This window comes from Pseudomonas sp. Marseille-Q5117, from assembly GCF_946901175.1.
GTDB classification, from domain to species: domain Bacteria; phylum Pseudomonadota; class Gammaproteobacteria; order Pseudomonadales; family Pseudomonadaceae; genus Aquipseudomonas; species Aquipseudomonas iranensis.
Genome location: NZ_CAMPPP010000005.1, coordinates 336,589 through 359,998 on the forward strand (window position 1 = coordinate 336,589; position 23,410 = coordinate 359,998).

Below are 23,410 nucleotides of genomic sequence, written 5' to 3' on the forward strand. Positions count from 1 at the left end.
GCTCGCTCCCACGGTTGAAATGCGTTCCCCTGTGGGAGCGAGCCTGCTCGCGAAGAGGCCGGCCCGGCCAACATCAAATTTGGCTACTGCACCAACTGGTTGATCTCAATAATCGGCAACAACACCGCCATCACAATCACCAGCACCACCCCGCCCATCACCACAATCATTAGCGGCTCAAGCAGCGCGGTCATGCCCATCGCGCGTCGTTCAATGTCCCGGGAAAGCGTCTGTGCCGCGCGCTCGAGCATCGGCGGCAGTGAGCCGGTTTTCTCGCCGCTGGCGATCAGGTGAATCAGCACCGGCGGGAACACATTCTCCACGCGCAGCGCGGCGGCGAGGTTGACGCCTTCGCGCACCTTTGCCGTGGCCTCGCTGACGCTCAGGCTCAAGCGGTCGTTGGACAACGTCTGCCGCGCTGCTTCCAGTGCACGCAATAACGGCACGCCGGCACCGCCGAGAATTGCCAGCGTGGAGGCGAAGCGCGCGGTGTTCAGGCCGAGAATGAAACGCCCGAACAGCGGCAATTTCAGCACCCGGTGATGCCAGCTCAACCGCGCCGCCGGATTGCGCAAATAAAGACGCCAGCTCCAGAACGCCCCGGCCATCAGCGCCGCACACAACCAGCCCCACGCGCGAATGAAATCACTGGCGGTGAGCATCGCCAGCGTCAACCCCGGCAAATCCTGCCGCGCTTGAGAGAACGCGCTGACCACCTGCGGCACCACATAGCTGAGCAGGAAAATCACAATGCCGATCGACACCAGCCCGACCACGCCCGGATAGATGAACGCGGTGAGAATCTTGCCGCGCAGGTTATTGCGTTCCTCGATGTAATCGGCCAGCCGTTCCATCACCTGCGCCAGATCTCCGGACTCTTCGCCAGCGGCAATCAACGCGCGGTAAATCTCGGGAAAGTCCCGTGGCCGCGACGCCAGCGATTCCGCCAGACGCATGCCGCTGCGCACATCGGCGCGCACGGCGCTGAGGGTCTGGGCGATGTGCTTTTTCTCGGCCTGCTCGACTGTGGCGCTCAGTGCGGCTTCCAATGGCAGACTGGCACCGAGCAGGCTCGCCAGTTGCCGCGTGGCCCAGGCGAGGTCGTTGTCGGAGAGTCTGGCGCTGAACAAACCGCCGCCGTGTCGGGCGACGTTGCTTTCCTCGTGCACCGACAGCGCTGTCAGGCCACGTCCGCGCAAGGCACTGAACGCTGCGCTCTGGCTGTCGGCCTCAAGGTGCCCGAACTCGATTTTCCCGGTGGCATCCGCCGCTTCAAAGCGATAGCGATTCATCAGGCGTCCCGTGTCACACGAAGGATTTCTTCCGGCGCGGTGGCACCGCTGCGAATCCAGCGCTCACCGTCCTCACGCAGGCTGAACATCCCCGCTTTCGACGCCGCCGCGCGCAAAGCCTGCTCCCCTGCCCCTTGGTGGATAAGCGTGCGGATGTCGTCGTCGATGCAGAACAATTCGTGGATGCCGGTGCGGCCGCTGTAACCGGTGTGATTGCACGCCACGCAACCGACCGGACGCCAGGTGCCGGGCGTGGCCGGGTCTTCCTGTTTGCATTGGTTGCACAGGCGTCGCACCAGACGTTGCGCGAGGACGCCGAGCATGGATGACGCGAGCAAGAACGGTTCAACGCCCATATCGATCAGGCGATTGACCGCCGACACTGCGTCGTTGGTGTGCAGCGTCGCCAGCACCAGATGCCCGGTGAGCGAGGCCTGCACGGCGATTTGCGCGGTCTCGAGATCGCGGATTTCGCCGATCATGATGATGTCCGGGTCCTGCCGCAGAATCGCCCGCAGCGCGAGGGCAAAGGTCATGTCGATCTTGGCGTTGACCTGAATCTGGCTGATCCCCGGCAAATCGTATTCCACCGGATCTTCCACGGTAAGGATGTTGCTGGTGCTCGCATCGAGCCGCGCCAGCGCCGCGTAGAGGCTGGTGGTTTTGCCGCTACCGGTCGGCCCGGTGACCAGCACTATGCCGTGGGGCTGGCGGATCAGGTGGTCAAGCTTTGCCAATACCTGCGCATCCATGCCCAAGGTTTCCAGATGCAAGCGCCCGGCCTGTTTGTCGAGCAGGCGCATCACCACGCGCTCGCCATGGCCGGTCGGCACCGTCGACACACGAATATCGATCGGCCGCCCCGCTACGCGCAAGGCGATACGACCATCCTGGGGCAGACGTTTTTCGGCGATGTCGAGTTGGGCCATGATCTTGATCTGCGACACCAGCGCACCGTGCAACGCCTTGCGCGGCGAGACCACATCGCGCAGGGTGCCGTCGACGCGGTAGCGCACCACCGAATGGGTTTCGAACGGCTCGATGTGAATGTCGCTGGCCTCATCGCGCGCGGCCTGGGTGAGCAAAGCGTTGATCATGCGAATCACCGGCGCGCCGTCCTGGGTGTCGAGCAGGTCGGTGATTTCCGGCATGTCCTGCATCAGCCGATCGAGATCGACCTCGTTTTCCGCAGCCCCCACCACCGCCGCCGCACTGCCGGTGTCGGCGTAAGCGCTGGCGAGCAAACCGTCGAGCTCGTCATCGCGCACACGCTCGATCCGCGTCGCACCGAACTGCCGACGCACTTCGCTGATCGACCAGCCGGGCGTCGATGGGCACACCGTCAGCACGCCATCGCGCAAAAGAATGCGCTGCGCCTTGGCCCAGGCGTACGGCAATACACTCATCGCTCACCCTCCTCACAATTCGCCATAGCAATGCTATCCCATGTGGCAATGCGATCCTCTGGGGCAATGAGATCCCTTGTGGCAATGGGATCCTCAGTGGCAATGGGAACCTCTGTGGCAATGGGAACCTCTGTGGCGAGGGGATTTATCCCCGTTGGGCTGCGCAGCAGACCCAAAACCTGAGAACCGGTTTCTACAGGCAAGTCGCGTGCGCCGGTTTTACGACTGCTTCGCAGCCGAGCGGGGATAAATCCCCTCGCCACAGTCATCATTCCAGTCAAAACCGAGTGCTCCCTTTAATCGATGCCGTGGCAATGAGATCTTCTATGGCAATGGGATCTTCTGTAGCAATGCGATCCCCCGTGGCGAGGGGATTTATCCCCGTTGGGCTGCGCAGCAGACCCAAACCTTGAGAACCGGTTTCTACAGGCAAATCCCGTGTACCGGTTTTACGACTGCTGCGCAGCCGAGCGGGGATAAATCCCCTCGCCACAGTCATCATCTCAGTCAAAACCGAGTGCTCCCTTTAATCGGCACCGTGGCAATGAGATCCCTTGTGGCAATGAGACCCCCTGTGGCGAGGGGATTCATCCCCGTTGGGCTGCGCAGCAGACCCAAACCTTGAGAACCAGTTTCTCCAGGCAAATCGCGTGTATCGGTTTTACGACTGCTGCGCAGCCGAGCGGGGATAAATCCCCTCGCCACAGTCATCATCTCAGTCAAAACCGGGTGCTCCCTTCAATCGGTACCGTTGCAATGGGATCTTCTGTGGTAATGCGATCCCCTGTGGCGAGGGGATTTATCCCCGTTGGGCTGCGAAGCAGACCCAAAACCTGAGAACCGGTTTCTACAGGCAAATCGCGTGTGCCGGCTTTGCGACTGCTGCGCAGCCGAGCGGGGATGAATCCACTCACCACAGTCATCATCTCAGTCAAAACCGGGTGCTCCCTTCAATCGGTACCGTTGCAATGGGATCTTCTGTGGTAATGCGATCCCCTGTGGCGAGGGGATTCATCCCCGTTGGGCTGCGCAGCAGACCCAAACCTTGAGAACCGGTTTCTACAGGCAAATCGCGTGTACCGGTTTTACGACTGCTTCGCAGCCGAGCGGGGATAAATCCCCTCGCCACAGTCATCATCTCAGTCAAAACCGGGTGCTCCCTTCAATGGGTACCGTGGCAATGAGATCCCCTGGGGCAATGAGATCCTCTGTGGCAATGGGAACCTCTGTGGCGAGGGGATTTATCCCCGTTGGGCTGCGCAGCAGACCCAAACCTTGAGAACCGGTTTCTCCAGGCAAATCGCGTGTACCGGTTTTACAACTGCTGCGCAGCCGAGCGGGGATAAATCCCCTCACCACAATCATCATCTCAGTCAAAACCGGGTGCTCCCTTCGATCGATGCCGTGGCAATGGGATCCCCTGTGGCAATGAGATCCCCTGTGGCGAGGGGATTTATCCCCGTTGGGCTGCGCAGCAGGCCCAAAACCTTAGACCCGGTTCCTCCAGGCAAATCCCGTGTACCGGTTTTACGACCGCTGCGCAGCCGAGCGGGCATAAATCCCTTCACCACAGTCATCATCTCAGTCAAAACCGGGTGCTCCCTTCAATTGGTACGGCTTTGATCGTGGCGCGTGGGCCTGATGTCGGCCCCGGCGCTGGCACGCCTTGCGCGGCGCTTGGCAATTGCGGCGCCTGCATGTCGGGCATCGCCCAGCTGCGTTCCGGCTGCAAGCCGCCCTGGGCGCGGCGCATGAAGTCGTAGCGGTTGAGGGTGATGCTGCGCCCCGCTTCGCTGTCGCGGATGATGTACGGGCGCAGGAACACCATCAGGTTGGTCTTGGTGATCGCCCGGCGTTCGTTGCGAAACAGCGCGCCGATGCCCGGCAGGCTGCCCAGCCACGGCACCGCATCATTGCTCTGGCTGTAGCCGTCCTGAAGCAAACCACCGAGGACCATGATCTGCCCATCGTCGAGCAGAATGCTGGTATCAATCGCGCGCTTGTTGGTGACGATGCCGGCGGCGGTCACGCTGTTGGACGCGCGCTCATCAATGCTGCTGACTTCCTGATAGATATCCAGCTTCACCGTGCCGCCCTCGGAAATCTGCGGGCGTACGTTGAGCTTGAGGCCGACCTCTTCGCGGGTCACGGTCTGGAACGGATTGTTGCTGGTGCCCCCGCCGCCGGTGACGTAGCTGCCGCTGACAAACGGGATGGTCTGGCCGACAAAAATGCTCGCCGCTTCGTTGTCCAGCGTCAGCAGGTTCGGCGTCGACAGCACGTTGGTGCCGCCCTTGCTCTTCAGCGCTCGGGCCAGCACTTTCAGGTCGAGAATCTTGCCGATGCCGGGGATGTCGACCGTGCCGTTGACATAGCCAAGATTCAAACCCTGCGGCAGCACGTCGATGCTGTTCTTCGCACCGGTGTTGAGACCCGCACCACCCAGATTAGCGCCACCGATCACGCCTTTGCCGCCGAGATCACCGGTCTGCCATTGCACACCGAATTCACTGGCATCGTCCTCGCCTACCTCGACGATCAGACTCTCGATCACCACTTGCGCACGGCGCTGATCGAGCAGATCAATGACCTCACGCAGATTGCGATACAGCGGTTCCGGTGCGGAAATCAGCAGCGTGTTGGTGGTGGCATCAGCCTGAATCGTCACCCCGCCAGCGCTGAAGGCAACGTTCTGTTCGCTGCTCTGCGTACCGCCACTGCTGCTGCCGCCGCCACTGCCCTGCGCATAACTGCCGCCGCTTGCGCCGCTGCCAGTCGAGGTCGACGTGCCAGTGCTCGGCGTGCTGCTCTGGCCGTTCTGCCCGGCATTGCCGCCGGTGCTGCTGCCCATTGCGCTGAGCACCGACCGCGCCGCGTCGCTGCTGCCGCTGTCACTCTCGCCAGTGAGCAAACCGCGCAACGCCTGCGCGAGTTTCGCTGCTTGGGCGTTGCGCAGATAAACCACATGCAGATTGCTCGGATTGCTCTGCGCGTTGTCGAGTTTGTAGATCAGGTTGCGCGCCAGCTCGGTGCGCTCGGGGCTGCCGGCGCGGATGATGATGGTGTTCGAGCGCGGGTCGCCAATCACGGCGATTTTCTGCGTCGGATCATTGCCCGGCGCGTCGAGCAAGTCGGCCACCATCGGCGCGATATCGGCAGCGATGCCGTTCTGGATCTGCACCACATCGGTGTCGATCGCGCTCGGCGTGTCGATGCTCCCGCTCAACTGCGCGACGCGGGTAAGGTTCTCGGCGTAATCGGTGATGACCACGGTGTTGTTGCCGGGATAGGCATTGATCGGATTGTTCGGCGAGACAATCGGGCGCAGCACCGGGATCAGGTTCACCGCGTTCTCGTATTGCAGGCGAAACGTGCGCGTGAGCATGCCGTTGCCGGCCGGTTTGTCGGCGCTGTAGATCGGCCCGCCGAGCAGTTTCGCGTCGGCCTCGGGAACCACCTGCGCCACGCCGCCGACATCGACCACGCTGAAGCCTTGCATGCGCAACGCCGCGAGCAGCATGTCGTAGGCCTGACGGGCCGGCACCTGACCTTCCGAGACCAAGGTCAGATTGCCCTTGACCCGTGGATCGACGAGAAACTGCTGCCCGGTGGCCCGCGACAGCGCACGCACCACCGCCTGAATATCCGCCTCGACAAAATTCAGTGTCACCGGTTGCTCGCCCAACGGATTACGCGCAACCGTGTTGCTCGGCGCAGCACCAGCACTTCGCCCACGCTGGCTGATGTTGTGCAGCTGCTTGGGCAACGGCCGCGCCTGAGCCTGCGCCCGTTCGCGATCGGCTACCGCATCGCCGCTGCGCTGGGTGTTGGCCAGCGGCCGCCCGAGCTCGCTGTCGACCAATAGCGGCGGCTGATTCTGCGGCGCCGTGGTGCTGTTGCACGCGCTCAATGCCATCAGCAACAACGGCAGCGCCAGACGTGCCGGTTTGCAGCGTGACTCCTTCATGAAGCTTCCTTAGCGCCCTGCGCCTGATCCATGCGAACGGTGCCTGACAATGTGCCGGCAGTGACTTCGGTCGAGGCCTCACTTGCGCGCTGCAACTGCGCCTCGACCACCTGCAGAGAAAGTTGTGATGGCTGGCTGAGCAGCCAGTCGAGCAGCGCATCAGCCGGCGCGGCGTCGACATTCAGCTGCCACGCGCCACCCTCCGCTGCTTGTAATTGGTAATGCCCGGCCAGCCCCGCCGCTTGCAGACTTTGCTCCAGCGACTGGCCAACGCTCTGCCCCTGCGGCCGCACATTGACGCTGCGCAACAGCACTTCCAGCGCCTCGGTTTGCGCGCGCAACTTGGGCGTTTCGCTCTGCCAGAAAGTGATCCTGGCCAATGGCGGCTTGACCAGCGTCAGCCAGATCAACAGACCGACAAGCACCAGCGCCATGCCGCCGACCATGCGTTTTTCGCGCAGCGCCAGCGGCTGCCAACGCGCCTGCAACTGGTTGCTGAAGCGCTGCCAACGCGCACGGTAAATCGCCAGCGTCGCCCTACTCATCGTCTGCTCCGCTGTCGTCTTCTTCGTTGGTGTTGGCGCTGGACTCATCGCTCGGCCGCAAGGTCCAGCCTGCGTCATAGGCAGTGACGCTGATGCCGGCCTGGGCCAATGTGCTTTGCCAATCCTTGTCGTTGCCGCCACGGTTTGCATCGCTGAGCAAGGCCAGTTGCAAAGCGCCGTCGCGATAGGTCAGACGCTCGACACTGCCGGCCATGAACGGCATGCCCGTGCCGGCCTGCAACACCAGCCGATTGAAGTTCTGCGCCGGGTCATCGACCGCGCCTTTTTGCCGCTGCTCCAGTTGCTGACGCGCCTGTTGCAGCGGGTTGAGAATCACCGGCAATTCGGGGAACGCCTGCTTCACCCGCTGGCTCATCTGCGCCTTGAGCTGCTGGCCCTGCCGCGCTTCGCGGGCTGCGTACAGATTCAGGCCGACCACCCAGACCGCCACCGCCAAAGCCACACACCCGACCGCACGAGCCCAGCCACGTTGCTCGCCGCCGGTTTGCTGCAGACCACCGTGCAAACCCCAACCGGGCAATGGACCGATCCAGCGTTGTGTCGCGTCCGCTGCGAACGATGCCTCATTAACTTCGTCACCGAGCAACGGCTCAACCTGCGCGCTGTTCAAACTCTCGCGCCGGAGCAAATGACCGTCCGCCACACAAGCAACAACACCGGGCGCCACTGGCAGGCTATACGGCGCCGAATACAAACCGCGCAGCGCCAACCCCGCCTGCTTCAGCACCGCAGCCAGACGCTGCAAATGCAGCCGCGAGACCCAGGCAATCCGCACCCGCCCGCTCGCATCACGAGGGCTGTGGCCGATATGCATCTGGCTGCTGTCGCCGAGCATCAACGCCTGCGCCGCGCACTGAACAGCGGCCACCGTTTTGTTCGCGGGCAGCGGCGGCAGATCAATGCTGGCGAGCAGGCTGTCGGCCGGATGCAGAAAACACAGCGGCGGGGGTGGCTTCGGCCGTGCCCCCAACTGACTCAAAGTAAGCCGCTCCTCACGAATGACCTGCCCCTGACGATCCAGCCAGGCGCAGCTCACTTCGCTGTGCAACTCCAGCTCCGCCAGCGGCGGCAACGCAACGCGCAACTGGCTCATGCGCCCACCCGCGACCAGATCACCTGCGGCAGCCGATCCTCGCTGCGATGCAGCAAAGCGTCGAGACTGACCCGACGCTGATCGCGCCGCGCCTCACCACGCAAACGAAACCAGTCACTGGTGATGCCGACCTTGACGCTGCTCATTTCCAGCTGCGGCATGCGCAATCGGTTCACAAAATCGCCGCGATTGATAAACCAGCGCCCCGCGTCACGCTCGGCAATCAACGCCGTCGCCCGCTCCAGCGAAAGCCCCGGCACATACGCCGCCAGCACCTGCGCCGTGGCGGTGTTGCCGTTGATCCACGTCGTCGCCGGAATCACCGTCACGTACGGCGCCAGTTGGCCGACCAGTGCATCGGTCACGCCTTCGACGCTGCGCAAATCATCCAGCGTGCGCAGCATCGGCACCTTCGGCGCTTGCGGTTTGTGATCGGCATCGGGCGAAGTCGCGCGGCCACTGTCGAAACCCGCTTTGGCCGTCGCACCAATCTGCGCATTCAGCAAATGCGGATAACCATCAATCACCCGCTGACGGATGCGCTGGCCGACAACGGCGCTCACACCGATCAGCTCGCACAAGCGCTCGAACGCCTGCACTTGCGCCTCATCGATGCGCTCGTTGACGACCAGATTGCGCAGGTTGAACTTGCCCTGCTCGTCCTCCAGCCGCCCGGCAAAACCCGCCGCCAGCAACGGCTGCGCCCAAGGCTGATCGCGCCGGGTCAACGGATCACGCAGGCGCGCATCCCACAGCAACTGCCGGCTGATCTCCAGACCACCCTGCGCGACCCAACGCCCCTGCACCCGCTGCTGATCGGCCTCCAGCGCCCGGGTCGCCACGCTCTGACGCGTCAACATCCCCGCCGCAATCACCGCCACCACGGCGGCAATCAACAACGCGCTGATAATCGCCATGCCCTGTTGCTTCGCCCCGTTGAGCGAACCTGTGTTCACGGCCGGCCTTACAACTGCCAGGAACCGATATCGGCATTCACGCCATCGCCGTCAGGCTGGCCATCGGCGCCGAGGGAAAAGATATCGACCTCACCATTCGCGCCCGGGTTGAGGTACTGATAGGGCCGGCCCCACGGGTCATTCGGCAAACGCTCCAGATACGAACGCCAGTTGCTGTTCTTCGCATCCGCCGGCCGCTCGACCAACACCTTCAACCCCTGATTCATGCTCGGATACGTGCCGTGATCGAGGCGATACAACTTCAACGCCTGCATCAACCCACCAATATCCTGCTTCGCCGCCGTCGCCCGCGCCTGATCCGGCCGGTCGAGCACCTTGGGCACCACCATCGCCGCCAGAATCCCCAGAATCACCACCACCACCATGATCTCGATCAAGGTAAAACCCTGCTGCCCACGCGGTGTGCGCGGCGACTGACTGAGCGTTTTCAAAGGTGCGATATCCATCTCGACATTCCCTGGCTTGATCCGAATTCGACGCGCAGTGTTGCAAGAAGATATGTCAGGGATGTTGAAAATCCTCGGGTGTTTCCGTCGTCAAGCCGTCAAGGACGGGGGTTAGCGTCGAGGGCTGGGTTTTGCTTTTGGGCCATGTATGCGCGCGCGAACGCGAGAGGAAGGTTTCACCCTGATTGAAGTGCTGGTGGCACTGGCGATCATCGCCGTCGCCATGTCCGCCGCCGTGCGTGTGGCGGGGTTGATGACGCAGAGCAGTGGAATTTTAAGGGATCGGTCGGTGGCGATGATTGCCGCGCAGAGCCGGATGGCTGAGCTACGGCTGGAAGGTCGGTTGCCGAATGGGATGAAGGCTGTTGAATGTGATCAAGGACGGCTTATGTTGCGCTGCGAACAGGTGATCGCCAGCGCAGAGAATGGGCGGCTGCTCAAGGTTGGAATTCAAGTATTTGATCGCAACCAGGATGCGCCGCCGTTGGCCAGACTGGAGACCCTGTTGTCACGGCCAGGAAGCCCCTCACCCTAGCCCTCTCCCGAGGGAGAGGGAACCGATTCGGGGATGTTCGAGAAATACGCCGACCTGAACGCATCGCTCTGAATCCATAATCAACGCGGTCGCTCAGGTCGATGTAAAACGCAAGACACCTCGGTCGGCCCCCTCTCCCTCCGGGAGAGGGCTGGGGTGAGGGGCTTTTCTGGCGCACCTAAAATCCCAAGGCGCAGCGCCGGACCAAGGCCAACAACATCACCCCGCCACCTCCAAATTATCCATAACCCGATTCACCGCCAGCTCCCCCAGCATGATCAGTTGAGCAACCCCCAACAACGCCCGACGCTGCGGCGCTGACAGCAAACTGGAAATGTCATGAGCAATCGTCTTCGCCGAAGCAAGCGTTTCACTGGCGTCGGCCAACAGTTCTTCATTCTTGGTATCCGCCGTCACCGCATACATCCCACGCGCCTCACGTGGCGGAGGCAGGAGATTGTTTGGCGACAGGTAATGATCAAGGGCGCGGTCGGCGGCTTCGTGGAGCTTGTTGGAATCGAGGGATTCGTAGGGAGACGTGGGATCGGTTTCGGGTGGGTTGGGTGTTGGTTTGATCATGGTGCAACTCCTTGATTATTGGAGCCGCCACGTTTCGCTGCGAAACGAAGAGAGGTGGCAGCTGTACGCAGGTTCGCAGACCGGGAATCAAGGAACCCGGCATACCCGAAGGTATCCCGCGCGCAGCCGCCATAAAGCATCACTGCCAAAAATGACAACGAACTGGAGCGCTGTGCGCCTTGATTGATCCGGGCTGCGAAACCCGATCGCTGATTCGTCAGCGACGCGACCACAATAGAACCCGCCCCCTAGGCGCACAAGCCGGGGGATTCTGGCGTAGCTGTAGGCAAAGGCGCAAGGATATGTAGCCTGGGAGCGTGACTGGAGATGTCTTTTTAAACGTTGTGTTCAACACATCCTATCGCGCTCCGATTTCTAAAAACGATCCGTCACCCGTTGCCAGGGATTACCTTTGCTCGCCCGGGCGTTATGACGCCAAACAGTCAACTAATAATTTGTAAGTAGATATTGAGCGCATCGCCTGCCTCGGGCATGCTGCGCGCAGCACATTTACATGGACAGTAAAATTTTATGCGCCCCTCCAAGGATATGCCCATTCTTCTCGCGTACACGCTGGACACCACCGCACTATTTTGGCAGCCGATATCCATCGCCCCGATATCGACTCCATTCAGGCCAAGGAAAACTGAAACTTTGAAAAGGAATTATTCATGAGTGGCAAACCCGCTGCGCGAGTCACAGATCCAACCAGTTGCCCGCTTCCTGGGCATGGCACAAACCCTATTGTCAGCGGTTCGCCCAATGTGAATTTCGATGGCCTTGCCGCCGCTCGAATGACCGATAAATCCGCATGCGGTAGCCCAATCACGGGCGCCGTCAGCACTACGGTATTCATCAATGGACTGAACGCTGCGACCTTAGACAGTACCGGTGGCCACGGCAATGTGGTGATTGGCGGATCCGGCACGGTCATTATCGGCGACACCGTCGTATCAGCGCCCTTCAGCGGTCTGCTGCCGATGCCGGTGCACTTTAGTGACAAGTTCAGACTGGTTGACCAAGAGTCTGGCAAACCGTTAGCCAATTTTGAATACGCCATTCAACGCGCTGACGGCAGCATGGAACACGGCGTAAGTGATCCGATGGGATACACGCACATAGTGAGTTCGCACCTGCCTGAAACCATCAAGCTGTTTCTTGAGGATTAAGGCATGGCTGAAGTGATTAGCAAAAGTGGCAGGAAGATGTCTCCCGTCGCCACGCGAGAAGTGACGGCCGTCAAAGACACCACCCCAAAAACTGTAGCGCTGGACGCTAAAAAACAGATAAGACGGGCGGAGAATGAAGAGTATTTGAAGGATAAGAACGTGAAGGCCTTTTTGGCTGCCATTGCCAAAGCCGAAGGCGGTGACTACCACGCGAAATATGGATATGGCTGGGCAAAGGGCTTTCAGACCGGGAAATGGACGTTCACTGATGAATCAACCCATCCGGGCGCTGGCTTCGGCGGATCCACAACGGCATCGGGCTTATATCAAATAACCATTGCCACTTGGCGCGAGTATGGCGGAAAGATGGGGCTGACCGACTTTACGCCTCATACGCAAGACCTTATCGCGGTCGACATGCTGCGCACCCTGGGTGTGATCGACAAGATCAAGGCCGGCGACATTCCAGGCGCGATGCCGAAAGCAGCAACAAGGTGGGCGGCACTTCCCGAAGGGCCCGGCAAAAAGAATCACTATCCCCCGCAACATTACGTCGAGTATCCAGAATTTTTGTCGAGCTACAAATCGGCTGGAGGAACAACCAAATGAAGGCTTCAACCCTCGTACTTGTCGCACTTTATTGCACGGGTATCAGCGCAGCATTTGCCGATGGCTCACAGGCGCCGAACGACAAGCGCGGGCCAGCAGGCATAGTCGTCGGAGAGCGTTTGGCTGCGGCCAAATCCAAGCTAGTCAAACAAGGCTGGAAGCCGACGCGGATGCACACCACCGACGGCTATGAATACAGTGGCGTGGAGAAGGAGCTGGCTACACGCAAGTTTTTCGAACTGGACACCTGCTCGTTTGATAGCTCGCGCTGCATCTTGTACTACTCGAAGAAAGGCGCTTGCCTGCGCGTCGATACCATTGGTGAGCAATTCAATAACATGACCGTGACACGATGGACCCGTGAATGTCCTGAAGCACCACAATAATCATGCAAAGACGACACGGTAATAATCGACTGCTCCCACAGGTTTCAGCATCGCACACAACACCTGCCATCAGCATAAAACCCTGTGGAGCGAGCTTGCTCGCGAAAGCGCCAGAATGAACACCCGATCAATCACCGGGTGATCCCGACACCCGCATCACTCCGGCAATTGCAAATTATCCAACGCCCGATTCACCGCCAACTCCCCGAGCATGATCAACTGCGCAATCCCCGCCAGCGCATGGCGCTGCGATGCTGGCAACAGGCTGGAGACGTTCTGGGCGATGGTTTTGGCCGAAGCGAGTGTTGCACTAGCATCGACCAGCAGTTCTTCGGTTTTGTTGTCCGCCGTCACGGCGTACATCCCACGGTTTTTACGTGGGGGCGGCGTGGAACCGGGTGGACAGAGGTAATGGTCGAGCGCGCGGTCGGCGGCTTCGTGGAGTTTTTTAGAATCGATGGATTCGTAGGGGGAAACCGAGGCGGTTTCGGGCGGGTTGGGTGTTGGTTTGATCATGGTGAAGCTCCAAATTTATACCTGGTGGAACCACCAGCACCTGTCGCTAAACAAGTAAGGGTGGCAGCTGTACGCGGGTTAGCGAACCGAGAGGTATAAGACCCGGCAGACCCGAAGGTCTCCCACGCACAGCCACCATATCGTCGTCGCAAACGTCTGCGACAAACTGGAGCGTCGTTGTACTTATACCTGGTCAGGTCGCTAAACCCGGTCGCTGGGTTGCCAGCGACACGTAGACGATAAAGACCAGGTACAAAGCGCACAAGCCGGCGGATTCTGGCGTAGCTGTAGGCAAAGGCGCAAGGGTGTGTAGCCTGGGAGAGTGTTTGGAGATGTCTTTTTAAACGTTGGTGTTTATCGATGCCTCATTGCGTCACGTCGACCTAGATAGATCCGTCCCTTCGCCCTCCCTTTTCGACTCGTTAATATTTACAGTAATGGGGACGGATTTATTTAGCGCAGAAGTTCGGCCGAATGGGTTCTTCCGTCATTTGCTGCGATCATCGAAGTTGTAGATAACCGGATCCCGTTTGTTGCTTGCGAATTCGAAACTGAGCCAGATACCCCAAACATCTCCGATTCGTAGCGGGATTCAGTGAAAAATAAATCCATCCTTTTATCGCACCTTTTTCGCTAAATTTACTATCATGAGCACCTAGCTTGCGTGGCACACTGCGAAAGTAGACGAAGCTGCACATTTGTTCATATGGAGATTGAAAGCGTATGCCTAATAATGTTTGCCTAATAAACACGGCAATACCAAGCTCAAAAAAGAAAGCCACAATAAATCTCCACAATAGAAATTTAATTATTACAGGTGTGAATGGCTGCGGTAAAACACAGTTCATTAATGGGCTTTTTGACTATCTATTCAAGCGTATTGATCAGCGGCAAAACGCCTCAGTCCAACAGCTCGAACAAAATTTCGACTCATACACTTATCAACTTAGCTTAATAAATGAAGCCGACCAAAATTATCAGTATTTTACCGCAGAAAAGGAAAACACTCGAAAGAAAATATTAGAAGCGAAGGCCCCCCCGGTAAACGTTGAGGACTTCGAGAAATTCACTATTGATTACCACAAGCAAAGTGCGGTGTTACTGAAATTTGAAGCTACTCGCCAAGCGAGCATCAGACCGCCTAACGCCTCGAAGAGTACGGACGCTCTCAAGCAAGAAATACGGACAATTGGTGATGCATCGACACTTTTCGAGGAATACTTAGTAAGTCAGAAAACCGCCCAGGCGTTTGCCGAATCGCCTAACATAGGTAATAATCCGACGGAGGCAAAATCCATTAAGGAATGGTTTGAGAAACTTGAGAGGGATCTCAGAGAATTATTTGAAGACTCTAGTCTAGAGCTGCACTTTGATTACACCCTTCAATCATTCCACATAAGACAGCAAGGAAAGGTGCCGTTTCGACTTCAGCAACTCTCCTCTGGATTCTCATCTATCCTCTCTATCTATGCGACCTTGCTTACAAAAATCCAGCTAAGTTCCTGTTCGATCGACGAAATCTACGGCGTGGTGCTTATCGATGAGATTGATGCACATCTTCATGTTTCTCTACAACGTAAAATTCTATCTTTTTTGACTAAATCCTTTCCACACATCCAGTTTATCGTCACAACACATTCGCCCTTTGTAGTTTCATCGGTCAGAGATGCTGTGATTTATGACCTATCAACTCTGGAGCAGGTCGAAGATCTCTCGATGTATTCCTATGAGTCAATTTTGTCAGGGTTGTTCAACACAGCACCAGTATCTGAAGTAATGAAAGAAATGATAATTGAAATGGGCGAAATCATGAAGTCTCCAGATGTGGACATCACCAAACTAGAACACTATGTCCGCGAGATTGGAGAACATGAACAGCATTTAGATAGTGAGTCAGCGTTTTTTGTCAAGAAAGCTCGACTAGCCATTAGTAAAAGCAAAAAGACAGGAGAATCTAATGTTTAATACCCTAAGATCTCCTGAAGCTCCTCCTTCGCTCGCTGCAAGACAAAAGTACGACGGAATCGATGTATACACTGAGCTATGCAAAATTTTTTATGACAAGTGCTATATATGCGAAACAAAGGAGCCTCATGATATAAATGTAGAGCATTTTCACCCTCACAAAGGAGATGAAACCAAAAAATTTGATTGGAACAATCTCTATTTAGCTTGCAGTAGGTGCAACAATATAAAGCTTGTAGAATTTGACGACATCATAGATTGCTGCGATACCGCGATAGACGTATCCCGGGCGATCAAACATATTCCGCCGACAACCCCTTATGCTAAAACCGTTCAGCTCGTGTCGATGTCCGATGAAGCTAAAATTGAATTAAGTACGCGACTCCTTGATCGGGTATACAATAGCGACCACACTGTAAATAAAAAAGTTTCAGGAGCCTTCTTGCGCCGCAAGGTTTTCGACCAGTACAACCTACTCTTAGACCAAATCAACTCTTATTATAACCCGGTAGCAACGGACGATGAAAAAACATTAAGCTTGGAGCGAATGAGAAAACTCATACACGGATCTGCTCCTTATTCTGCTTTTATTCGGTGGTGTATTTTAGATGACAACGAACTCAGCGAGTTACTTGTTGATTTTATGGACTAATTACAACCAATATCAAACCATCATATCTTGAGCCGACAATAATTATGGAATTACTGTGACCGACTGCTGTCTGACTTTGGACAAAAAAGGGGACAGATCTATTATTCATAATAATAGACCCGTCCCCAATTTTATTTCTAGGATCAAAAATAAATATGCCACCCCCCTCCCATGCATTTTTTGTCACAGCAGTGAGAGCTCGTCAGTAGCCCACATTGTTCCTGAGTCGTTAGGTGGGAAAAATGCCCCGATAGGAAGACCCGGAGTTACCTGTGATCGCTGCAATCAATACTTTGGGCAAAAAGTTGAGTCCAAGGCGCTGCATAGCTTCCCATTTAACGGCTACCGCCTTCTGCAAGGAGTGCCCTCGAAGAAGGGACGCTTCGTTCGGATGGATACCATGTTTGGAAAAGTGGAGGCATCCGGAGCGCCCGGAATCATTCAACTCGAACCGCGTAACGACGAACTGAAAAATCTAGTTGAAACTGGGCGGGTTTCCCAGTTTCATCTGATAGCCGAAGTCTCAGAACCACTCGCAGTGGTTCGTATGCTACTGAAGATTGGACTTGAGCAATTAGGTAAGCACTTTTATGACGTCGCAGTCTCGAGTCGGGTGGAGGAGGCTCGTGCTTTCGCTCGAAGACCGGGGAGAGGCGATAACTGGTGGTTTGTTCTTTGCACTAATCCAAGCGAGGTATTTGACACGAAAACTCAAGGCGAAGTTTCCATTGAGATAAGGGAGCAAGAGGGGATACTCGTTTCCATCATGCATCTCCCTGGAGTTACAACTATAGTCCCGTTGGAAAAACGAGCTGTGCCGCCAACTTCGGCAAACCTGCCGGAGCCTCGCTATCGGATTATTCGAACTACGTGCTAAGGAGCGAAAGGGGGACTGATTTATTTCTGAGCAAAATAAATCAGCCCTCCCTTACTTCCAACTACTCCCCCCACTCTCATTATTTTAAGGTCATTCACCTTTTTTGTGTTTATGAACTTCCAGATCGGGATGTTTGGGTTTGTTTTCTTCAGTAACACGACGGCGCTGGTCCTTTTTACCGGTGGATTCAGCGATCGGTTTGGGGCCGGGTTTAATACTCATGTGTTCAACTCCTTCGATTGATAACGTGTTTGTAAGTGATGCCGCACGCATGGACAGTGAGGCTACGGGGCGACCAACTCGGCTAGCTTGGCCGCGATATCGGCAAATGTATCCTCAACAGTGCTCAAGCCGCTTCTCGAACCGAGTAGAGGACTGACTTCGCGCAGCGATTCGTAGGTGGTGTCGTGAATGATCGGAACCAGCAGATCCCTTGCGAGGAGAGCGGATAGCTCTTTGTCGGCGATGCCTTCGGCTGCTAGGCGACGAAGTAAGGCAGGAGTCACCAGCACAATTCCCACTCGAGACTTTGCCAAGCCTTTATCAATTTCCCGCAGTAGGGAAGAGCCCAGAAGAACGTCTTTCTCGCTGAACCAAACGGAAACACCGAGCGACTCAAGTACATCATGCAGCTCCTTCGCAGATCCTTTCCGGTCGTCCCAAGCGTGACAAAGAAAGATGTCACGTAGATCAGGTGCTGTCGCGCGCCTCTCGAAATTTTCGCGTACCGGTGTGAGCGTCCTTACCTCGGCGGAGGTGTAGGCGACAGAGGATCCGGGTTTAGACCAGCGCGGCTTTGGGCTGCTAGATGCACCGCCACTACTGCGACCACTCCCGCCATTTGACGGAGATGAATAGGATGGTGAATAGGACGAGGATGAATACGATCGCGATCCGTATCCGCTATATCCACTATACCCGCTGCCACATGCGGGACACGCTGCTCTTGCACTTGCCGAACGATGACCATGTACCGGTGCTGTACATCTAGACATGTCGTGAACCTTCCAGTTGTAGCTGCTTGCCCAAGCAATGACTAAGCAGCGGTTGTGCCGAGCCATCAGCTTTTTGAAACACCGCAGCCCATCCTTAATGGCTTGAAATCGACCTGCGCTTCAGACCATGATTCCAATATGCTGGCACAGACGATAGCTCATAGCGTGAATTCCGCTAGCCGTCTTAGCGTGATTGTTCGCCGGCGGCTTCATTCTCCATTCTTTTCCTTCCCTAGAGTTCAGGCCGGATCAGCCTCGGCATCTCCACTCCCTCCCCCAACCTCTCAACCCCCAACCTCACCCTCTCCCCACCCCGCTCAATCACCACCCCATCCCCCTCAACCCCCACCAACTTCAGCCCAACCCCAACCTTCTCCCCCACCAAAAAACTCCTCGGCGCGCCATCGTTCAAACTCAATATCGCCACCGTCCCGCTCCCTCCCGCGATCACCCCGCTCACCTTGATATCCACCGGGGCGGTCTCATTGGAGAACCACTGCAACGCCGGGCTATCACTTCTCGCCGCGAGCACTTGCGGGGCGGCTGCGGGGGTGTGGGATTCCGCCGAGGTCAGCAGCAGCGACGACCACGTCGCGACGCCCACCAGGGCGGCGAGCAGTGCCAGGGCCTGGACGGTTTGCGCCGGGGTGATCCGTGCGGTGAATTTCATGGGTTGTCGCTCCTTGTTGTCCCTGTTGCCAGCCTACGCGGCAATTCTCTCCGTTTTATTTCACATGCCTTACATGTTCGCCGGGCACGATGGGGTGGGACGCCAAGGAGCGCGTGGGTGATGAGCAGGCAGCAGGGTTTTACGTTGATCGAGTTGATGGTGGTGCTGGTGATTATTGGCATTGCCAGTGCGGCGATCAGTTTGAGTATCAGGCCCGATCCGTTGCAGTTGTTGCGCAAGGATGCCGAGCGGGTTGCGCAGTTGTTGCAGGTGGCGCAGGCGGAAGCTCGCGCCGATGGGCGGCCGATTCTGTGGGTGGCGGATGCCAAGGGGTTTCGCTTTGGTCGGCGTGGGGATGATGGCGTGGGGTTTGAGTCGTTCAAGGAGGATGCGCAGTTGCGGCCGCGTGCGTGGCAGAGCCCAAAGGTTGAGGTGCGTGTGGAGCCCCGGCAGACGGTGGTGCTGAATGCCGAGTGGATCAATCCGCCGTTGCGGCTGATTTTGTCTGATGGGGCCAATCGGCTGAGTGTGCTGCGCGATGGCAGTGGGCGGATCAGTATTCAATGAAGACTCAGCAAGGGTTCACTCTGATTGAGGTGATGGTCGCGATTCTGCTGATGGCGGTGGTGAGTCTGATTGCCTGGCGCGGGCTGGACAGTGTGACGCGGGCGGACAGTCATTTGCAGGCGAGCAGTGAGCAGAGCGATGGGTTGTTGCGGGTGTTGAATCAGTTGCAGCGGGATGTGGACCTGCGCGCGGGGGTGGAGTTGAGCGAGCCGCGCAAGGTCGGGGCTGAGGATGAGGCGCCGACCGCGCCGCCGGCGGTGACGGTGCGCAGTAGCGACAGCAAGGGGTTTCGGCTGGACATTATTCGTAGCGCGGCGGATCGGCCGGGGGCGTTGCAGCGGGTACGGTGGTGGGTCAAGGGGGATACGTTGTATCGGGCGGTGGCTGAGGCGCGCAGTCGCTATCCGTTGCCGGCGCCTGAGAATGGGGTTGCAGTGTTGAGTGAGGTGAGTGATGTGCAGGTGCGGGTTTGGGAGGTGGATAAGGGATGGCGGCAGTTGAGTGGCAATCGGCGGGAGGATCCGTTGGGGTTGGAGATTCGTTTGAGTTGGCAGACGGCGCAGGGGGTTGAGCGGTATCGGCAGGTGATTGGGTTGTTGCAATAGCCGGGGTCACCGCAGTTTTTGTAGGAGTGAGCCTGCTCGCGATTGCGGTGGGTCAGTCAGCATTGTTGTTACTGGTAGACCGCTTTCGCGAGCAGGCTCGCTCCCACAGTAGATGGGTGGTGGGTCAGTTGAGGATTGAGTGGCTGTTAGGCCGTCATCGCGAGCAGGCTCACTCCTACAATGGGACTGGGTTTAGGCAGTTTGAGCGGAGACCGCTTTCGCGAGCAGGCTCGCTCCCACAATTGAATTAGGGGCAGTCAGCTTTAGCTTGGTTGGCTGTTAGACGTCATCGCTGGCAAGCCAGCTCCCACAGGGTTTGAGTGCGGCCGGAAGATATTGGTCAGTTGGGCAACCGCTTTCGCGAGCAGGCTCGCTCCCACAGAAAGCAAAAGCAAGATCAAAAGATCGCAGCCTTCGGCAGCTCCTACATTTGGATTGCGCTGGGCTTTGGTTAGCTGAGAACGACCACGCCGCCCGGCAGTTCGGTGCATTTGATGCCGTAGGCGTCGCGGATCAGCAGGGCGACGCCGGCGAGTTGGTCGAGGTTGAAGCGGGCCTGGACGCGGCGTTGGCCGAGTTCGCGGTTGAGCAGCAGGAGCATGCCGGGGCGGTAGCGGTTGATTTCGTCGATCATCTGGCTGAGGGTCGCGCCGTTGAACACCAGCACTTGTTGGCGCCAGTTCATCACGGCGGCGGTGTCGACGGTTTGTACGTTGCCGATTTGCTGTGCGTCGTAGGTGACTTGCTGGCCCGCTTCGAGGCGCAGGTTGCGGCCTTCGATGGCGACGTCAACCGCGCCGTCTAGGCAGGTCACGCAGACTTGCTGGTCGGTGTTGCGCAGGTTGAAGCGGGCCTGGCTGGCGCGCAACCACCCTGCTCCGGCCTGCATCGCCAGTGGCAAGCGTGCGGTTTGCACTTCGACTTCGCCGCTGACCAGTTCAAAGCCCTGCACGCCGTTTTCGACGCTGCGCTGGTTGATGCGGGTCTGGGTGTTGAGCTCGAGGCTGACACCTTGTGCCGGTTCGACTCGGCGCTGTTGGCCGACTTCGGTGATGTAGTCGGCGCCCAGCCCTTCGAAGCCGCCGGGAATGGTGCCGCGCACCAGCAGGAATGCGGCGGATGCGGCAATCGCACCGCCGAGAAATGCCCGTCGACCGAAACCGCGTCGGCCCTGCAACGCTTCGGCGGCCGGTTGCAGGTGATGCCATAGCCGCTTGGCTTCTTCGAACGCCCGGGCGTGTTCGCCACTTTGCGCGCACCATTCGCGCAGGGCGCGGGCGTCGGCGACGGTGGCGCGGCCCGAGGTCAGCAGGATCAGCCAGTCGCGGGCTTCGCTGTGCAGCAACTCGGTGGCCGAAGGCTCGGCGGGTTTCAGTCGAAAGATGTTCAAACGCGCAAATTCTCAACGGATTAATCGGGTCAGTATTCGCTAGACGGTTTTCCGGCCCCGCGACCGAACCGCTGAAACACTTTTCTTTCAAGTTTCGCTGCGCAGAAGCCCAACGCGGCTTTGATTTCCTTCTCGACCATGCGCGTGGAAATGCCGAAACGCTGGGAGATTTCCAGGTGTGGCGCTTCTTCCAGCCGCGCGGCGATGAAGATCCGCCGACGCCGTGCGGGCAGTTCGTACAAGGCGCTGAGCAGGGCCTGCATCTCCTTTTGCCCGCCGACCACCCGCGCCGGGTCGAGGGCCTCGTCGCTCAGTTGCAGTAGTTCCTCGACTTCGGTGCCGGTGAGCAGGCGCGCATCGGCCTGGCGGCGGTCGGCGGCGATGTTCAGGGCCATGCGATACAGGTAGGCGTTGGGCTTGAGCAGGTTTGGCGGGGTCTCCATGCGATCGACCCGCAGCCAGGTTTCGTGCAGCACGTCGTTGGCCAGGTCCTCGGAGCCGAGGCGGCGGCGCAGGCGCACGCGAAAATCCTCGTAGGAGCTGAGGAACAGTTGGCCCATCACGCTTTGTCCGGCGTCTTTCATCCCCCGGAAACTCCTTCCCATCTCGTGCATTCCATGCGTTTCCCTGACGACTCCGGTAACAACAGCAACGTGACCGGCTGGCGCAAGGCGCTGGGCGTCGGCCGATCGATTGTGAGGTTGCGAAAACTTTCCACCAGCGCGTTATCGCGCCGTACATCGCCGGTCGAAGTGACCAACCGGTTGTGCTGCACCACGCCGTCGCGCCCGACCCACACCTGCAACACCGCGCGATAACTGCCCGGCCGGGTCAGCGGCGAACGGCACAGCTTGCGCTCGATCGCCGCTTGCACCGCCGTCGCGTAGCTGCGGTTGACCGCGACAGCGGCCGGCGTGGGTTTGTCCGTCGGCAGTGGCAGGTCTTCCACCTGCGCCGCTTGCAGGGTGAACGCGTCGGCGCGGGCGTAACGCGCCATCAACCCGGTGCCGCCGAGCAGATGGCGCAAGGCGTCGGCGGCGGTGAATTCGCCATCCACGGCGAGGGAGCGACGGCCCCGGCTCAACTGACTGTCGACCAACACCGCGACGCCGGTGGCGCGGCTGTATTGATCCAACGCCCGGGCCAGCTCCTGCGCCGGGATGTGCAAGGTCATGCGCATGTCCGCCGTTGCCGGATCTGCGTTGGCCGCGTTGGCCAGCAGACCGAGCAGCCAGCCCAGACCCGCGCGGCGCACAAGCGCCGCCGAGCGCTGAAGACTGATCCGCGAACTGCCTCGCTGCACGACTGGCGCACCCCTGAAAATCGCTATCCTGCGGGGCATTTATGACTCTGGTATGACGGGCGGTGCAAAAAAACCATCACGGGTTTTGCGCCGCGCTTGCACTAGACTCAAACCCAGAGCGGCCCATTCGGGCGGGCCAGGAGGCGGACATGAAAACGCGGTGGATGTGGGTCTTGCTGATGACGGTGGGTGCGGCGCAGGCGGAGGAGCCGCTGGGCTGTGTCGAGGTCACGGTCGGCGGTTACAAGGCGCCGAATTACGATTGCCTGAGCCAGCAGATGGGCAACAATCCCGACGGCGCGGCGGCGGCGCAGAAGAACATGGAAGCGTTGAATGTGCCGGTGCACAAGCGCGCGCCGAATCAGGTCGGGCTGGCGACACCGGCGGCGACCAGTACGCGGATGGGCAATACGTTTGGCACCTCAGTGAAACCGCAGCGGCCGCCGCAGTGAAGGACTGATCGTTCCCACGCTCCTGCGTGGGAATGCAGCCCGGGACGCTCTGCGTCCCATTGGAACGCGGAGCGTCCCTTGAGGCATTCCCACGCGGAGCGTGGGAACGATCGGCGTGTACCTCTTCTTTCTCTCGTTTTGTTTTTACGACGCAACTCAATCACTCGGGGTCTGGCGGAAGCTGACGGCCAAACGATTCCAGCTGTTGATCGTGCTGACTGCAACCGTCAGGTCTACCAGTTCGCCTTCATCAAATTGCTCGCGCGCCTGTTGGTAAACGTCATCCGGCACGTGGCTTTCGGCCAACAGCGTCACCGCCTCGGCCCAGGCTAGCGCCGCGCGTTCGCGGGGGTTGAAGAAGTTGCTGTCGCGCCACACCGCGATCGCATACAG

26 protein-coding genes are annotated in these 23,410 nt (G+C 58.5%); 10 read left to right on the forward strand and 16 right to left on the reverse strand.

Features of this window, described 5'->3' with window-relative positions; translation table 11 throughout:
- Positions 1 to 83: 83 nt before the first annotated feature.
- The 7 genes from gspF to gspG all read right to left on the reverse strand — a co-directional run bounded on the left by gspF (position 84) and on the right by gspG (position 9,747).
- Positions 84 to 1,292 carry a type II secretion system inner membrane protein GspF gene (gene gspF / locus OC605_RS11545; protein ID WP_122506769.1) on the reverse strand — a complete coding sequence of 403 codons (1,209 nt, stop codon included), beginning with the start codon at positions 1,290 to 1,292 and terminating at the stop codon, positions 84 to 86.
- A complete protein-coding gene (gspE, locus tag OC605_RS11550) occupies positions 1,292 to 2,698 on the reverse strand; it encodes a type II secretion system ATPase GspE (RefSeq protein ID WP_262137188.1) in 1,407 nt (468 codons plus the stop codon). The genes gspF and gspE overlap by 1 nt, the downstream gene beginning before the upstream one ends.
- A gap of 1,585 nt (positions 2,699 to 4,283) precedes the next feature.
- A complete protein-coding gene (gspD, locus tag OC605_RS11555) occupies positions 4,284 to 6,665 on the reverse strand; it encodes a type II secretion system secretin GspD (protein ID WP_262137190.1) in 2,382 nt (793 codons plus the stop codon).
- Positions 6,662 to 7,210, reverse strand: a complete 549-nt coding sequence (locus tag OC605_RS11560) for a type II secretion system protein M (protein WP_262137191.1) — start codon at positions 7,208 to 7,210, stop codon at positions 6,662 to 6,664. Before OC605_RS11560 ends, gspD begins: the two co-directional genes overlap by 4 nt.
- Positions 7,203 to 8,324, reverse strand: coding sequence for a type II secretion system protein GspL (gene gspL / locus OC605_RS11565; RefSeq protein WP_262137193.1), 1,122 nt, complete (start codon positions 8,322 to 8,324; stop codon positions 7,203 to 7,205). Before gspL ends, OC605_RS11560 begins: the two co-directional genes overlap by 8 nt.
- On the reverse strand, positions 8,321 to 9,241 hold the full coding sequence (gene gspK, locus OC605_RS11570) for a type II secretion system minor pseudopilin GspK (protein ID WP_262137195.1): 921 nt from the start codon (positions 9,239 to 9,241) through the stop codon (positions 8,321 to 8,323). Before gspK ends, gspL begins: the two co-directional genes overlap by 4 nt.
- Before the next feature lie 47 nt (positions 9,242 to 9,288).
- Positions 9,289 to 9,747, reverse strand: coding sequence for a type II secretion system major pseudopilin GspG (gspG, locus tag OC605_RS11575; RefSeq protein ID WP_262137197.1), 459 nt, complete (start codon positions 9,745 to 9,747; stop codon positions 9,289 to 9,291).
- A gap of 148 nt (positions 9,748 to 9,895) precedes the next feature.
- Here gspG and gspI point away from each other — a divergent pair, with 148 nt between their 5' ends.
- Positions 9,896 to 10,282 (forward strand): type II secretion system minor pseudopilin GspI, encoded by a 387-nt coding sequence (gspI, locus tag OC605_RS11580; protein WP_262137199.1) that lies wholly within the window; start codon positions 9,896 to 9,898, stop codon positions 10,280 to 10,282.
- Positions 10,283 to 10,501: 219 nt separating this feature from the next.
- On the opposite strand, the gene OC605_RS11585 is transcribed toward gspI, so the two are convergent.
- Positions 10,502 to 10,861, reverse strand: coding sequence for a DUF6124 family protein (locus OC605_RS11585; RefSeq protein WP_262137200.1), 360 nt, complete (start codon positions 10,859 to 10,861; stop codon positions 10,502 to 10,504).
- Positions 10,862 to 11,532: 671 nt separating this feature from the next.
- Here OC605_RS11585 and OC605_RS11590 point away from each other — a divergent pair.
- The 3 genes from OC605_RS11590 to OC605_RS11600 are packed head-to-tail and all read left to right on the forward strand — an operon-like array spanning position 11,533 to position 13,025.
- Entirely contained in the window at positions 11,533 to 12,030 is a 498-nt protein-coding gene (locus tag OC605_RS11590; RefSeq protein ID WP_262137202.1) for a PAAR domain-containing protein, read from the forward strand.
- 3 nt (positions 12,031 to 12,033) lie between these two features.
- Positions 12,034 to 12,639, forward strand: coding sequence for a hypothetical protein (locus OC605_RS11595; RefSeq protein WP_221179140.1), 606 nt, complete (start codon positions 12,034 to 12,036; stop codon positions 12,637 to 12,639).
- Positions 12,636 to 13,025, forward strand: coding sequence for a hypothetical protein (locus OC605_RS11600; protein ID WP_262137206.1), 390 nt, complete (start codon positions 12,636 to 12,638; stop codon positions 13,023 to 13,025). Before OC605_RS11595 ends, OC605_RS11600 begins: the two co-directional genes overlap by 4 nt.
- A gap of 156 nt (positions 13,026 to 13,181) precedes the next feature.
- Here OC605_RS11600 and OC605_RS11605 read toward each other — a convergent pair whose 3' ends face one another.
- On the reverse strand, positions 13,182 to 13,541 hold the full coding sequence (locus tag OC605_RS11605) for a DUF6124 family protein (protein WP_008087957.1): 360 nt from the start codon (positions 13,539 to 13,541) through the stop codon (positions 13,182 to 13,184).
- Positions 13,542 to 14,264: 723 nt separating this feature from the next.
- On the opposite strand from OC605_RS11605, the gene OC605_RS11610 reads away from it, so the two are divergent.
- The 3 genes from OC605_RS11610 to OC605_RS28160 are packed head-to-tail and all read left to right on the forward strand — an operon-like array spanning position 14,265 to position 17,035.
- The gene (locus tag OC605_RS11610) at positions 14,265 to 15,506 is read left to right on the forward strand and encodes an AAA family ATPase (RefSeq protein WP_262137209.1); all 1,242 of its coding nucleotides are present in this window, start codon (positions 14,265 to 14,267) and stop codon (positions 15,504 to 15,506) included.
- Complete coding sequence (locus OC605_RS11615) at positions 15,499 to 16,158, forward strand: HNH endonuclease (protein ID WP_262137211.1); 660 nt, start codon at positions 15,499 to 15,501, stop codon at positions 16,156 to 16,158. The genes OC605_RS11610 and OC605_RS11615 overlap by 8 nt, the downstream gene beginning before the upstream one ends.
- Positions 16,159 to 16,213: 55 nt before the next feature.
- Positions 16,214 to 17,035, forward strand: a complete 822-nt coding sequence (locus tag OC605_RS28160) for an HNH endonuclease (RefSeq protein WP_410055990.1) — start codon at positions 16,214 to 16,216, stop codon at positions 17,033 to 17,035.
- Between the two features lie 90 nt (positions 17,036 to 17,125).
- Here OC605_RS28160 and OC605_RS11620 read toward each other — a convergent pair whose 3' ends face one another.
- From OC605_RS11620 to OC605_RS11630, 3 genes are all read right to left on the reverse strand, one after another.
- Positions 17,126 to 17,257 (reverse strand): hypothetical protein, encoded by a 132-nt coding sequence (locus OC605_RS11620; RefSeq protein ID WP_262137213.1) that lies wholly within the window; start codon positions 17,255 to 17,257, stop codon positions 17,126 to 17,128.
- Positions 17,258 to 17,319: 62 nt separating this feature from the next.
- Complete coding sequence (locus OC605_RS11625; protein WP_316044661.1) at positions 17,320 to 18,096, reverse strand: toll/interleukin-1 receptor domain-containing protein; 777 nt, start codon at positions 18,094 to 18,096, stop codon at positions 17,320 to 17,322.
- Between the two features lie 166 nt (positions 18,097 to 18,262).
- Complete coding sequence (locus OC605_RS11630) at positions 18,263 to 18,700, reverse strand: type II secretion system protein N (RefSeq protein WP_262137217.1); 438 nt, start codon at positions 18,698 to 18,700, stop codon at positions 18,263 to 18,265.
- A gap of 120 nt (positions 18,701 to 18,820) precedes the next feature.
- On the opposite strand from OC605_RS11630, the gene gspH reads away from it, so the two are divergent.
- Both gspH and OC605_RS11640 read left to right on the forward strand, forming a co-directional pair.
- Positions 18,821 to 19,267: a type II secretion system minor pseudopilin GspH gene (gene gspH / locus OC605_RS11635; protein ID WP_262137219.1), complete on the forward strand. Its 447-nt coding sequence runs from the start codon at positions 18,821 to 18,823 to the stop codon at positions 19,265 to 19,267.
- Complete coding sequence (locus OC605_RS11640; RefSeq protein ID WP_262137221.1) at positions 19,264 to 19,872, forward strand: prepilin-type N-terminal cleavage/methylation domain-containing protein; 609 nt, start codon at positions 19,264 to 19,266, stop codon at positions 19,870 to 19,872. Before gspH ends, OC605_RS11640 begins: the two co-directional genes overlap by 4 nt.
- Positions 19,873 to 20,323: 451 nt before the next feature.
- Here OC605_RS11640 and OC605_RS11645 read toward each other — a convergent pair whose 3' ends face one another.
- Genes OC605_RS11645 through OC605_RS11655 form a run of 3 tightly spaced genes read right to left on the reverse strand, consistent with a single transcriptional unit; the run spans position 20,324 to position 22,565 of the window.
- On the reverse strand, positions 20,324 to 21,262 hold the full coding sequence (locus OC605_RS11645; RefSeq protein ID WP_262137223.1) for a FecR family protein: 939 nt from the start codon (positions 21,260 to 21,262) through the stop codon (positions 20,324 to 20,326).
- Positions 21,263 to 21,291: 29 nt separating this feature from the next.
- Positions 21,292 to 21,846, reverse strand: a complete 555-nt coding sequence (locus OC605_RS11650; RefSeq protein WP_262137224.1) for an RNA polymerase sigma factor — start codon at positions 21,844 to 21,846, stop codon at positions 21,292 to 21,294.
- A complete protein-coding gene (locus OC605_RS11655) occupies positions 21,843 to 22,565 on the reverse strand; it encodes a secretin and TonB N-terminal domain-containing protein (RefSeq protein ID WP_262137226.1) in 723 nt (240 codons plus the stop codon). Before OC605_RS11655 ends, OC605_RS11650 begins: the two co-directional genes overlap by 4 nt.
- A 149-nt stretch (positions 22,566 to 22,714) precedes the next feature.
- Between OC605_RS11655 and OC605_RS11660 the strand changes: the two genes are divergently transcribed.
- A complete protein-coding gene (locus OC605_RS11660; RefSeq protein WP_016774979.1) occupies positions 22,715 to 23,017 on the forward strand; it encodes a hypothetical protein in 303 nt (100 codons plus the stop codon).
- Positions 23,018 to 23,173: 156 nt separating this feature from the next.
- Here the strand turns inward: OC605_RS11660 and OC605_RS11665 are convergent.
- On the reverse strand, positions 23,174 to 23,410 hold a 237-nt coding region (locus tag OC605_RS11665), incomplete at its 5' end, for a carboxymuconolactone decarboxylase family protein (RefSeq protein ID WP_262137227.1).

Bases quoted from the DNA above. Each gene is read 5' to 3' on its own strand.
- OC605_RS11585 (WP_262137200.1), bottom strand. From the start codon at position 10,861: ATGATCAAACCAACACCCAACCCACCCGAAACCGATCCCACGTCTCCC.
- OC605_RS11640 (WP_262137221.1), top strand. From the start codon at position 19,264: ATGAAGACTCAGCAAGGGTTCACTCTGATTGAGGTGATGGTCGCGATT.
- OC605_RS11615 (WP_262137211.1), top strand. From the start codon at position 15,499: ATGTTTAATACCCTAAGATCTCCTGAAGCTCCTCCTTCGCTCGCTGCA.
- OC605_RS11610 (WP_262137209.1), top strand. From the start codon at position 14,265: ATGCCTAATAATGTTTGCCTAATAAACACGGCAATACCAAGCTCAAAA.
- OC605_RS11600 (WP_262137206.1), top strand. From the start codon at position 12,636: ATGAAGGCTTCAACCCTCGTACTTGTCGCACTTTATTGCACGGGTATC.
- OC605_RS11605 (WP_008087957.1), bottom strand. From the start codon at position 13,541: ATGATCAAACCAACACCCAACCCGCCCGAAACCGCCTCGGTTTCCCCC.
- OC605_RS11630 (WP_262137217.1), bottom strand. From the start codon at position 18,700: ATGAAATTCACCGCACGGATCACCCCGGCGCAAACCGTCCAGGCCCTG.
- OC605_RS11620 (WP_262137213.1), bottom strand. From the start codon at position 17,257: ATGAGTATTAAACCCGGCCCCAAACCGATCGCTGAATCCACCGGTAAA.
- OC605_RS11625 (WP_316044661.1), bottom strand. From the start codon at position 18,096: ATGGCTCGGCACAACCGCTGCTTAGTCATTGCTTGGGCAAGCAGCTAC.
- gspL (WP_262137193.1), bottom strand. From the start codon at position 8,324: ATGAGCCAGTTGCGCGTTGCGTTGCCGCCGCTGGCGGAGCTGGAGTTG.
- gspI (WP_262137199.1), top strand. From the start codon at position 9,896: ATGCGCGCGCGAACGCGAGAGGAAGGTTTCACCCTGATTGAAGTGCTG.
- gspG (WP_262137197.1), bottom strand. From the start codon at position 9,747: ATGGATATCGCACCTTTGAAAACGCTCAGTCAGTCGCCGCGCACACCG.
- OC605_RS11590 (WP_262137202.1), top strand. From the start codon at position 11,533: ATGAGTGGCAAACCCGCTGCGCGAGTCACAGATCCAACCAGTTGCCCG.
- gspD (WP_262137190.1), bottom strand. From the start codon at position 6,665: ATGAAGGAGTCACGCTGCAAACCGGCACGTCTGGCGCTGCCGTTGTTG.
- gspH (WP_262137219.1), top strand. From the start codon at position 18,821: ATGAGCAGGCAGCAGGGTTTTACGTTGATCGAGTTGATGGTGGTGCTG.
- gspE (WP_262137188.1), bottom strand. From the start codon at position 2,698: ATGAGTGTATTGCCGTACGCCTGGGCCAAGGCGCAGCGCATTCTTTTG.
- OC605_RS11660 (WP_016774979.1), top strand. From the start codon at position 22,715: ATGAAAACGCGGTGGATGTGGGTCTTGCTGATGACGGTGGGTGCGGCG.
- OC605_RS11560 (WP_262137191.1), bottom strand. From the start codon at position 7,210: ATGAGTAGGGCGACGCTGGCGATTTACCGTGCGCGTTGGCAGCGCTTC.
- OC605_RS11650 (WP_262137224.1), bottom strand. From the start codon at position 21,846: ATGAAAGACGCCGGACAAAGCGTGATGGGCCAACTGTTCCTCAGCTCC.
- gspF (WP_122506769.1), bottom strand. From the start codon at position 1,292: ATGAATCGCTATCGCTTTGAAGCGGCGGATGCCACCGGGAAAATCGAG.
- OC605_RS11595 (WP_221179140.1), top strand. From the start codon at position 12,034: ATGGCTGAAGTGATTAGCAAAAGTGGCAGGAAGATGTCTCCCGTCGCC.
- gspK (WP_262137195.1), bottom strand. From the start codon at position 9,241: ATGGCGATTATCAGCGCGTTGTTGATTGCCGCCGTGGTGGCGGTGATT.